Annotated in this window: 7 protein-coding genes and 6 pseudogenes; 3 read left to right on the plus strand and 10 right to left on the minus strand. The window is 45.9% G+C overall.

Going from position 1 to position 11,825, the window contains the following annotated elements:
• Positions 1-15 precede the first annotated feature (15 nt).
• On the minus strand, positions 16-180 hold the full coding sequence (locus tag NST45_RS24140; RefSeq protein ID WP_254924687.1) for a hypothetical protein: 165 nt from the start codon (positions 178-180) through the stop codon (positions 16-18).
• Positions 181-434: 254 nt separating this feature from the next.
• On the opposite strand from NST45_RS24140, the gene NST45_RS24145 reads away from it, so the two are divergent.
• The gene (locus NST45_RS24145; protein WP_076138416.1) at positions 435-1,613 is read left to right on the plus strand and encodes a Fe-Mn family superoxide dismutase; all 1,179 of its coding nucleotides are present in this window, start codon (positions 435-437) and stop codon (positions 1,611-1,613) included.
• A 118-nt stretch (positions 1,614-1,731) separates the two neighbouring features.
• Here NST45_RS24145 and folE read toward each other — a convergent pair whose 3' ends face one another.
• From folE to NST45_RS24170, 5 genes and pseudogenes are all read right to left on the minus strand, one after another.
• On the minus strand, positions 1,732-2,325 hold the full coding sequence (folE, locus tag NST45_RS24150; RefSeq protein WP_036676830.1) for a GTP cyclohydrolase I FolE: 594 nt from the start codon (positions 2,323-2,325) through the stop codon (positions 1,732-1,734).
• 45 nt (positions 2,326-2,370) lie between these two features.
• A complete protein-coding gene (locus NST45_RS24155; protein WP_036676828.1) occupies positions 2,371-2,622 on the minus strand; it encodes a YneF family protein in 252 nt (83 codons plus the stop codon).
• 171 nt (positions 2,623-2,793) lie between these two features.
• A pseudogene (gene queG / locus NST45_RS24160) lies at positions 2,794-3,948 on the minus strand (tRNA epoxyqueuosine(34) reductase QueG); the annotation flags it as partial.
• Positions 3,949-3,983: 35 nt separating this feature from the next.
• The gene (lepB, locus tag NST45_RS24165) at positions 3,984-4,592 is read right to left on the minus strand and encodes a signal peptidase I (protein WP_076101394.1); all 609 of its coding nucleotides are present in this window, start codon (positions 4,590-4,592) and stop codon (positions 3,984-3,986) included.
• A gap of 190 nt (positions 4,593-4,782) precedes the next feature.
• Positions 4,783-5,202 (minus strand): GNAT family N-acetyltransferase, encoded by a 420-nt coding sequence (locus NST45_RS24170; protein WP_036676822.1) that lies wholly within the window; start codon positions 5,200-5,202, stop codon positions 4,783-4,785.
• A 482-nt stretch (positions 5,203-5,684) separates the two neighbouring features.
• Here NST45_RS24170 and NST45_RS24175 point away from each other — a divergent pair, with 482 nt between their 5' ends.
• On the plus strand, positions 5,685-6,293 hold the full coding sequence (locus NST45_RS24175) for a superoxide dismutase (RefSeq protein ID WP_036676820.1): 609 nt from the start codon (positions 5,685-5,687) through the stop codon (positions 6,291-6,293).
• 1,184 nt (positions 6,294-7,477) lie between these two features.
• On the opposite strand, the pseudogene mutY reads toward NST45_RS24175, so the two are convergent.
• Positions 7,478-8,757, minus strand: a pseudogene (gene mutY, locus NST45_RS24180) (A/G-specific adenine glycosylase).
• 37 nt (positions 8,758-8,794) lie between these two features.
• A pseudogene (gene acpS, locus NST45_RS24185) lies at positions 8,795-9,192 on the minus strand (holo-ACP synthase).
• Positions 9,193-9,392: 200 nt separating this feature from the next.
• Between acpS and NST45_RS24190 the strand changes: the two are divergent.
• A pseudogene (locus NST45_RS24190) lies at positions 9,393-10,217 on the plus strand (alpha/beta fold hydrolase).
• Between the two features lie 95 nt (positions 10,218-10,312).
• Here the strand turns inward: NST45_RS24190 and nadE are convergent.
• Positions 10,313-11,123 (minus strand): annotated as a pseudogene (gene nadE / locus NST45_RS24195) (ammonia-dependent NAD(+) synthetase).
• Between the two features lie 168 nt (positions 11,124-11,291).
• Positions 11,292-11,725: pseudogene (locus tag NST45_RS24200) on the minus strand (BrxA/BrxB family bacilliredoxin).
• Positions 11,726-11,825 lie beyond the last annotated feature (100 nt).

Consider the following 11,825-nt stretch of genomic DNA (forward strand, 5'->3'; position numbering starts at 1 on the left):
GGCCAATTCCAAGACTTAATCCCAGTAATGGTGTGATGCTCTTTCGGCTACACCCCCAAGCTGCCCTACCATCAATTGATCTACTAAATACAGCACCGCCATGACTAGACTTTGGAGGGATATCGGTACCGCTAATTTTAACAGCTGATTATAAAATTGCTTCTTCTCAAGCTTGTTCATACCCTCATCTCATTTCTCAAAGTTTTTCTACTACCCCATAGGATTTCATTAATCGGTCACACGACAAAAAAAGGTACACCCTCCTTTTCACGAGGTTGTACCTTTCGGTATCATTGCCTTTATTTTCCTGTATTATTTCACCATATCAAACGGTTGTCAACGATATTATTATCGCGTTCTTATGCTCTTCATAAGCTATCATGAGCACACATATAATGGACTGATGAAGACATATCACGGGAGGTTTTCTTGGAATGTTATATGTATACGGGCCGATGCTGCCAGTACGTATTTTAGAAGAAATCGTATTCTGGAAAACACAAGAGAAAGAGCATACCGAGGTTATCAAAGCAATCGTACCTAACCTGGAGGAACCCTATGTTAAACTGCTGGATGAATGGGCAGTGGTCTTCGGTGCCACAGAGATGGCCGCTCAGCAGTTATTGAATTCTGCCCTCTCTGCTTCTCCACCAAGTCAGGCTGAACTCACTGCGGAAACAGAAAAGCTGCTGCATATCTCCTGTACCCAATCCCAAGAATTTGTTCGGCAGCTTTTTGCCATTATGGAAAGTAGCGCAGCCGTCAAAGCCGTCCCCCTTGCTACCACTGTGATCCTGCATATTATTCGCGAATCAGAGTATTTCCTTGCCGTACTGCACACTCTGAGCTCACCCGGACAGCTCACGCAAATTATGAGAGATTATACAGCAGCCGACTATGTCGTAAGAACAGAAGAGGACAATGTCACGCGGAATGAGGGACTTATTCCTTCTACAGATACTATCCTTGATATTCGTGAAATGAGTGCTGTGCCAATTGGCGGACATACGCTGCCTCCATTGCCTTATGCTTATAATGCGCTGGAACCATACATCGATGAGAAAACCATGCGGATTCATCACGATAAACACCATCAAAGTTATGTAGATGGACTAAATAAAGCGGAGAACAAGCTAGCTGAGGCTCGCAAGAAAGGAGATTTCGATCTCGTTAAGCATTGGGAGCGGGAGCTAGCCTTTAATGGGGCAGGCCACTATCTCCATACAATCTTCTGGAACGTAATGTCTCCACAAGGTGGCGGGCGTCCAACTGGAGCCTTACTGGAAGCCATTGAACAAAGCTTTGGCAGCTATGACAGCTTCAAGAAACAGTTCACAGAAGCTGCGAATAAGGTTGAAGGTGGCGGCTGGGCTATTCTCGTCTGGAGTCCACGCAGTCATAGACTGGAGATTTTGACTGCGGAGAAACATCAGAACCTATCACAATGGGACGTGGTTCCGTTACTGGCTCTGGATGTATGGGAGCATGCCTATTACCTTAAACATCAGAATAATCGGGCCGATTATATTGAGGATTGGTGGAAGGTCGTTAACTGGCCTTACGTCTCAGAACGTTATGCTGCTGCCAGTAAACTGGCCTGGAAGCCTTTTTGATATTATTTCAATTCACAGTGAACATCACTCTTATTCCCACACCCTGACCAAAAAGGACCCATCATTCACATTACGTGAACGATGGGTCCTTCCAATTTCGAGGTATGCACCCCGATATTTATTCCTTAATCAAGCTTAGAAACTCCGCACGAGCGGCGGCATCCTCACGGAAGACCCCTCTAGTAGCCATAGTTACCGTTTTGCTGCCTGGCTTCTTCACTCCGCGTGCACACATACACAGATGCTCTCCCTCCACAACAACCATAACACCGTGGGGGCCTAACACCTCCGTCATAATATCAGCAATTTGCGCCGTAATGCGTTCTTGAACCTGTAGACGCCGGCTTACTGCTTCAACAAGCCGAGCTAATTTGCTGAGTCCAGCAATACGTCCGCTCGGAATGTATCCTATATGCACTTTACCAAAGAAAGGAGCCATGTGGTGTTCACATTGGCTGTAATAGACGATATCCTTAACGATCACTAGCTCTTCATGAGACTCATCAAAAGTAACGCCGAGCGCCTCGCGGGGATCTATCGAATAACCGCCGAATATCTCCTCGTACATCCGCGTAACACGTGCCGGTGTTTCCAGCAGTCCCTCGCGGCCGGTATCTTCACCGATTAATTCTAATATTTTCTCAACGTGATACTCGATTTGCTCACGGTTCTCTGCAACTTTACCGTTCACATATTCCTTGATGTTCCCCATGATGTCTCCCCCTTCCGCACCCGTATACATGTTATCCGGACCCGGTTACTTACTTCTACGTTTATTCCCTTTAGCTGCTCCTGGGCGCGCACCTGGCTGTCCCTGAGTCTTCATCATTTGCTGGGCACGCTGCATTTGCTTCCCGTTCAGGTTATAACCCATTTGCTTTGCAACCTTTTGCAGCATTTCAGGATCATTCTGCATGTTTGTCATTTGTTTGCGCAGATAATATACACCGATGAAAAAACCACCGATGAGACCTACGACCAATGTAATAATAGGTAATGCTATACTCATCTAAAGCCCACCTCTACACTCTATTGTCTGCATCGCCATATGGCACGCGAATCTATCATAGCATTTCAGGAACTGGACAGCAATTGGCAATATGCAACCTGTCTATGAACTTTTTCCTCCATTAATATCGCTGTCCTCTCGTGCCTTCTTCCCAGTAAGGAGCACATCCTGCGCCCGGCTTAGCATTTCCCTCACCGTGCTATCCTCCTCGCGCTCTAAACCCGCTTCTACAGCCGCTAGAGCCTCATCACCGCCAATACGTCCAAGCGCCCAAGCAGCAGTGCCCCGCATCTCTGGCCGCGGCTCTTTCAGAACAATCTCTGATAGCTTTGGCACAGCCCCGGCTTCCTTAAAATTGCCTAGGGCAATGATCGCATTTCGCTGCATCGGCTTTTTGCCTCTCCAGGCTGCTGAGCTATTGCCGAATTTCTCTTTGAACTCACGATTGCTAAGATCAAGGATCGGCAGCAGCAGCGGCTTCACAATTTCAGGATCAGGTTGCATCTGAGGGCGATGATTCCAGTTCTTACCTCTATTCTTGGGACATACAATCTGGCAAGTATCACAGCCGTATAGACGATTGCCGATCTTGGTCATATACTCCTCGCTGAGGAACCCTTTAGTCTGCGTCAAAAAAGAAATACACGCCTGTGCGTTAAGCTGACCCGGACCCACAAGCGCTCCGGTCGGACAAGCATCAATGCACTTAGTACACTCCCCGCAGCCTTCTTCAACAGGTTCATCCGGAGCAAAAGGAATGTTCGTAACCATTTCCCCAAGATAAATCCATGATCCCCATTTGGGTGAGATGATAGAACAGTTTTTGCCGCTGAAGCCTATTCCCGCTCTTTCCGCTACCGCTCTATCTACTAGAACACCGGTGTCCACCATACTTTCCAGCACAGCCTCCGGTACACGCTCGTGAATAAATTCCTCTAGCTTACTTAAGGCTTCCCTCAGCACATGGTGATAGTCCCTGCCCCAAGATGCCCGGGCGAGGATGCCTCTACGTGCACCCGGCTCAGATTTAGGAGGGTTCTCCATTTTAGAAGGGTAAGCCACTGCAATCGAAATAATAGATAACGGCTTGTCTCCAGAAGACAATGCTGGAACTGTCCTTTTATCCAGATCGGGTTCCTCGAAGCCAGATTCATATCCTTTGTCCCGGTGGTCTTGCAGTATATTTTTTAAATATAAAAAAGGTTCTGCTGTTGTAAACCCGATATCATCAATACCGAGTGATGTCGCAGCCTCCTGAATCTCTGCTTTAAGCTGTGCCCACTTGGAAGGCGGGGGAGCATACGATGACTGAAATGTATTGGTCATTTCCGCCTTCTCCTTTCATATCTTCGCTGACTTTCTTATAATCTATTCAGTTTTGACAGAGGCCACCATATATAATCAGCCCTGCCGACAATCATATCCTGTGAAATAGAGCCGAAGTAACGGCTGTCCTTGCTGGCTGAAGCATGACGGTTATCGCCCATTACAAAATAATTGCCACTTTCCACGGTTAACGCTGCAAAATCCGGATCTTCAATCTCAGTATCGATATAGGGCTCATTCACTATTTTTCCATTCACGTATAACTGATGATTCCGTACCTCTATGATATCTCCAGGTATGCCAATCACTCGCTTCACTAAATACTCCTTATGACTAGGTCCGGTACTTGGATCATGAAGAATGACAACATCACCATGTTTTGGATTTACGAAGAGCAATGAAATTTTATTAATGAAGAGCCTCTCACCCTCCCAGAGCGTTGGCTGCATAGACTGACCTTTAACCGTTGATATATTGAACACAAAAACATTAAGAACAGACATCACAGCAAAAACAATCACAGCTGTAAGCAGCCAATCCTTCATTTCCGAGACCAAACGACCGCCCAGGGTAGTCTTGGATCTGGAGGATCTATGTCTTTGTTTCCTATTTCTCGTGTAATCTACTTGGGGCTCCTGATTCAATATGTCACCTCTGTTCTCAATAATTGAAGTCTATACTTGCAGATATTATAACAATAAAAAAGCATATCTCCCAGCCATTAGCAATGGACTTCTGGAAAATACGCTCGAGTATGAATGAAACAGACTATATCGTCAGCTATAGTTCTTTTTTCTAGAAAATGTTTCCGCTTTCGCAGCTGAGTGATCAAAATTACCCAACAATGCTCAGCTTCCGGACAGATTTGAAGATTTGATTCTCGCTATATCCCATAGCTTCATACAATGGCAAAGCAAAAGAATTATGCTCATCGACGGCTACATAGATACCACTGACTTTACGAGCTTGAAACCTCGATTCCATAGCTGATACCAGACTTCTACCGACTCCTCTGCGGCGATAATCAGGATGTACAGCAATCCGGAAATAACAACCGTGGTTTTTCTCAATTGTACCAATCAGTGCTCCAACAATTTCTTCTTCATCTTCCGCAACTACAATGAGATCTGAATCCCAAGAAAGCTGCCTGGAGAAAGGCTCGATAGTGTTCTCGAAACACTCTTCCGATAATGCGGTTTGCAGCAAATCAGTCACAGGGCTAACGTCGCTTAATTGAAAGGAACGAACGTGCATTCTTTAAAATCTCCCTTGTCTATGGCTTATGAATTTAACAAAAAGAAGGGGTTCCCTTAACATAGAGAAAATAAAAAAAAGCATCAAATATCGAGGAATACCTGCTTTTAAATCTATTAAAGCACACTTTTCTCGTGATATCATCATTTTTCTTTTGAAAGCGCTTAATATCAAGCGTTTACATTTCGGACGGGGTTCATTTCTTCATTCAAAGGGTATTAATAAGGATATATGTCTATAGGTTAGGGACTATTTATTTTAACATTCTAAATACAATTGTAAAACCCTTTCCCTCTCCAATTATACTTTATAAACATTTATGTTTGTTTAGTGTTGCATTATTGGTCTAGATACGGTTTAATTAAAGTATCCTATTGGGCGAAACCCTATAGTACATATTTACAATAAAGGATTTTGACGTTAGTTCGCCAGAATTCTTTATCTATAACAAAATTCTAATATAACTCAGGAGGGATTTTTCCATGGCATTTCAATTACCGGCACTTCCTTATCCGAACAACGCACTCGAACCACACATCGACGCATTGACGATGGAAATTCACCATGACAGACACCATAACACATATGTAACTAATCTGAATGCAGCTTTGGAAAAAGCACCTGAATTGCAAAGCAAAAGCATTGAAGAGCTTCTTACAGATCTGAACGCTGTACCTGAAGCTATTCGTACTGCTGTTCGCAACAATGGTGGCGGACACGCTAACCACACTTTGTTCTGGGAAGTTATCGGACCAAACGGCGGCGGCGCACCAACTGGCGCATTGGCTGAAGCTATCGATAAAGAACTGGGCGGATTCGAAAAATTCAAAGAAGATTTCGCAGCAGCAGCAACTACTCGTTTCGGCAGCGGCTGGGCTTGGCTAGTTGTTAAAGATGGCAAACTGGCAGTAACAAGCACACCTAACCAAGACAACCCAATCAGCGAAGGCGCTACTCCAATCCTCGGACTGGATGTATGGGAGCACGCTTACTACCTGAACTACCAAAACAAACGCCCTGATTACATCAAAGCGTTCTGGAACGTAGTAAACTGGGAAGAAGTTGGCAAACGTTACGAAAGCGCAAAATAAGAAATTCCATTTGGCTTATGCCATTTAACTAAAAAAGAAGGTATCTCAGAGCCGAATAGGCTAAGGGATACCTTCTTTGTTTAGGTTGGAGATATAGAGAGATAAAGATAAAGATAAAGACAAAGATAAAGACAAAGACAAAGACAGAGATTGACTGATTGATTGATTGATTCAGATCCTCCCAGACACCGCATTTCACGCCGCTTGCGTCGCTTAAATGGATACACTGGATCGGAATAGATCGGAATAAATCGCAATAAATCTATACTCGGCTTATGAAAATCTGCTTTTGGAGTCGCTGAGCAATAGATTAGGGAATAACTCCCTAAAATTCTGCGATAGGCTCCATAAACACATGTAATTAGGGAAATACTCCCTAAAAATCATCCGTTATGGGCATAAAACCGATATTCGCCAAATTATTAGGGAGGTTTTCCCTAAAATGATCAATTACAAGCCAAATCGACCTATTTTCAGGGAAGAATTCCCTAATTAAATTCCATTCACTCTCGTAGCCATAGGAACACCAGAAGAATTTAGTTGGAACAAGACTGAACTAGTCTGAGCCAAATAAACAAATATTTGCTACGAACAGACTGAAGTATACGACCCTACTTAGGCGCATACGACCGTACTTAGGTGCATACGACCCTACTTAGGCGCAACGACCCTACCTAGGTGCATACGACCCTACTTAGGCGCATACGACCCTACTTAGGCGCATACGACCCTACTTAGGTGCATACGACCCTACTTAGGTGCATACAACCATGCTTAGGTGCATACGACCATGTTTAGGTGCATACAACCATGCTTAGGTGCATACGACCATGCTTAGGTGCATACGACCATGCTTAGGTGCATACGACCATGCTTAGGCGCATACAACCATACTTAAGAGCATACAACCATACTTAGGTGCATACAACCATACTTAGGTGCATACGACCATGCTTAGGTGCATAAGACCCTACTTAGGTGCATACGACCCTACTTAGGTGCATACGACCATACTTAGGTGCATACAACCATACTTAGGTGCATACGACCATGCTTAGGTGCATAAGACCCTACTTAGGTGCATACGACCCTACTTAGGTGCATACGACCATGCTTAGGCGCATACATCAAACTGAGGTTTTGTACATTTAGTGCTTTAGCAACACAACACGGCGAATCTTCTACTACTCTAGCTTCGCCCGCTCTTCCTGCTCATCAAAATAAAGGTTCAGTAGCTTCAGAAAAACGTTAGGGAACGCATAGTTAGCCATGTCTTCGCGGCTGATCCAGCGCACTGCTCCGCCGTCCTCTGGACTAGCGTTCCCGTCCTCAAATCTCTCGATAGGCATGCTGCTGTCGATCCCTGAGAACAAGTCCGCTTCCGCGTTGTACACCGCCCGTCTTTCTGCCGCTATCGGCAGCGGAAGGGCGTCCTCTACGCTGCAGCGGTACACCTGCAGCGTCCACACGATATGGCTGAAGATATGCTCAGCAGCCATCCAGTGCTTTTCAGTAGGGCAGAGATCCCGGCTCCCGCAGTGACCGGCGCAGCCGGTCCAGCGCCGCTGCTTCCGGCAGCCGCGCGCCTTTGGCGCCGCCTTCCACAGGCGGCGCCGGCCAGTGCGGCAGCTCCCACATGCGGGCTAACAGCCCGCTTTGTGTACCGCTGCCGGATGAGCACTTGGCCGCGTGGGCACCGCGGCCTCGATTAAGGCCGCCAGCCGCTCCTCAGGGCGCGGCGGCTTGGCTTGGTCTTGACGGGCAGCGAGGTCTCGCAGCCCGCCAGGCGCGCGGCGCAATGCTCCATCACCGGGCAGGTTAAACAGCGCGGTGACTTAGGAGTGCATACGAGCGCCCCGAGCTCCATCAGGCCTGATTAAAGGATGCCGCTTCCCCCTCCGGGATCAGTTCAGCTGCCAGGTGCTCCATTTTTACGCGGGTGGGTCCCTTGGCGATATCATCCTCTATCAGGAAGTATCGGGACAACACCCGCATCACATTGCCGTCGACCGCTGGCTCCGGTACCGATTGAACGCAATGCTAAGGATAGCCCCTGCCGTATAAGGTCCCACTCCCTTTAAACTGAACACAGCCTCGCGATCATTCGGCACCTGCCCGCCATACAGCTCTTTGACCTGTTTGGTACCGCATGCTGTATATTGCGGGCACGAGAATAATAACCTAAGCCTTCCCAGCACTTAAGCACGTCCTCTTCTGGTGCATCGGCGAGCGACTCCACGGTAGGAAACCTTTCGATAAACCGATTGAAATACGGGATTACCGTATCCACCCTTGTCTGCTGCAGCATTATTTCAGAAATCCAAATATAATAAGGATTGCGGTGCCGACGCCAAGGCAAATCCCGTTTCTGCCCTTGATACCACTCCAGCAAATGATAGCTGAAATACTGCTTAGCCTCCCGCAGCTCCTGTTCGTCTTGAACTTGTAGATCTTGTTGTGTCATTATAACGCTCCTTGCCTTTCTATAATCATGGTTCAATTTATGAACCTAGCCCTTCCACGACGGCAAAAGCCGAAGCCAAATCACTACCATGTGTTATCGTAAGATGAATGGTGTACTTCTGTCTATCTGGAAGATTTAGTCTGCTCCAGGCTTCGCACGATAAAGTCACCTCTGGTTTTCCTTTAACATCAGGCAATATCTCAATATCCTGAAACCAACTACATTGCCGATGCCACAGCCTAAAGCCTTCACAACTGCTTCCTTGGCAGCAAAACGCCCGGCTACGAACTCAGCCAACCTCCCGCTTCGCTCTTCAGCAAGTTGATATTCTTGCTCTGTTAAGACCCGCTGGTTAAATTTCTTACCCAGTCCTCTATTTATTACCTCTGAGATTCGTTCAATTTCTAACACATCATGTCCGATTCCGTAAATCAACACTTCACGCTCCTTATGGACGTGTATCCCATTTTGCTTCAATAATGGTATGATCAATCAAATGAAGTATTATTAAAAGTAATAGTCCTGCAAGATTCTTTCTGCTATCTTAAAAGAAAATGCGCTCTAAGTCTATCCAGCGACTTCACGATAGACTAGCTGATTTACTTCATTTTTATATATGGAGAGGGGATTACCCTATGAATCATCGTAATTTTGAAATACCTGCCGGAGACGGAGCTGTTCTCCGCTGCTCACACTTCCCAGCCCAAGGCAAAGCCAAAAGCGTTATAGTTATAGCCCATGGCTACAAAGGTTTTAAAGATTGGGGAATGTTTCCTTACATAGCCACAACTCTCAGCCAGGAGCATGAAGTGATCACTTTTAACTTCTCTCATGCTGGCATCGGAGAAGATCTGCTGCATTTCACTGAGCTTGAGAAGTTCGCCCGCAACACCTATCGCCGCAGCTTAAAGGACATGGAAATCCTGTTGTCCTATCTTAGCCAACACCCGAAATTCGGCAGCCTGCCCTTATTCCTTCTCACCACAGTCTCGGAGGGGGAATTTGTTTGGTCTACACGCTTGATCATCCCAATGAGATCAGCGGAGTAATCTCCTGGAACGGGGTTACGAAACTCGATTTGCTGACGGAAGAACAAAAGCAGCAGATGAAGGAAACAGGAAGAACCTATGTCCTTAATGGACGTACTGGTAACAAATGCCGCTGGATGCTGTAATTTTAGAAGATATGGAGAACAACAAAGAACGCTATAACATCCTTGAACGCATACAGAAAGCGTCCTTCCCAGTTGTTCTTATTCAAGGCAGTCAAGATGGAGTACATCTCCGCCAAGGGTCTGAGCATCTCATCAAACTTCGGTAGATATTAGCTGGGTGCAGGTTCCTGAGGGTAATCATACGTTCAACACTGTGCATCCTTTTGCTGGCACGACTCCGCAATTAGAGCTCGCGATTGCTGCGACAACTAATTTTATCGATCAGACACTTACGCTTACAGAATAATTATTCTTCTTAGTCTATCCAGCTATCCAACTCACAAAAACCGCCACGAGCTCTGCTGCTACGCAGACCCGTGGCGATTTCTAGTTCAACCTATTCTAAATCCCCGGAATAACATTACGCTTATGTGCCGTTCTCCGGTAATAATTCTCAAGCTTCTCAGCTACCTCAGGATTAACCTGTTTACCTTCCAGATAGTCACTGTTATCGTCATAAGTAATGCCCAGCTCGGTTTCATCCGTCTGACCCATACCATAAGCCCGCCGTAGGTGCTTTTGTGACAATATCCGCAGGCACACCAATATGTGCAGCCAGCTGACGTACCTGACGTTTATTAAGTGTGGATAGTGGTGTAATATCTACAGCGCCATCGCCCCACTTCGTGTAGAAGCCGGTAATTGCTTCAGAAGCATGATCCGTTCCTACTACAATCAGATTGTTCTCAAAAGCGAGTGCATATTGCATAACCATACGTGTTCTGGCTTTAACATTTCCTTTGCCTTGATGCGTCATATGGCGGTGTTGGTATATTGATTTCAGACCATGCTCAACTTCAAGGGCAATTTCATTTACAGCTTCCTCAATGTTGGTCTCCACAGTGTGAGTCAGATTAAAAGCTTTGGCAACATCATAGCTGTGCTCGATATCTTCCTGAACCCCATAAGGCTGGAATACTCCAAGCGTCATATACTCTGTGCCTTTTTCTGCCGACAGCTCGTCCGTAGCCTGTTTACAAAGACCCGCGGCTACCGCACTGTCCACTCCACCACTAATGGCGATCAATAATCCTTTAGCCCCTGCGTTCAGCACGTACGACTTTAAGAAATCAACCCGTTTGCGTGCCTCAACCTCTACATCAATCGTTGGCTTCACGCCAAGATCCGCAATAATTTCCTTCTGTAAACTCACCAAACACACCTCGTTCCATCAGAAATGGTTCCATATCCATCAAAATATCCACTCAAACGAAGCTCATGCTTCTAAGCATATTCTATCCCATTATTGCTCTTATATTTTGAAAAATCCCGCATGCAGCCGATTTGCCGGCTGATGCGAGATTATATGGAATAACTGTTTTTACTGGCACAAACGATTGAAGACTTCTTTCAATTCAGCAGCAATTTCAGCAGCCGAACGATCTTCTACGCCATGACGTTCAATAAAGTGAACGAGTTCTCCATCCTTCATCAGTGCGATGGAAGGTGAGGATGGCGGATAAGGAGCAAAATATTCACGTGCTTTAGCAGTAGCTTCTTTCTCTTGACCTCAAACACTGTGAACAAGTGATCCGGAGTGATTTCATTTTGCAAAGCCTGAGCTACACCTGGACGACATTGTCCAGCAGCACAACCACAGACCGAATTTACGACTACAAGCGATGTTCCTTTTGCGGTTGGAAGAGTAGCTTCCACCTCTTCTGGAGTCATAAGCTCCTGAAACCCGATACTTGTCAGGTCATCACGCATAGGCTGAATTGAATCTCTCATATATTGATTAAAAGACATGGACATTTCTCTGCACTCTCCTTCACTTTTCAACTGTTTGTCAGATAATATTACAGCAGTACTTACTAACTTTATTATACATTCATACTCTGTGAAAGCAAGAGAT

The sequence above is a fragment of the Paenibacillus sp. FSL R7-0163 genome, from assembly GCF_037969975.1.
Taxonomy (GTDB): Bacteria; Bacillota; Bacilli; order Paenibacillales; family Paenibacillaceae; genus Paenibacillus_AQ; species Paenibacillus_AQ odorifer.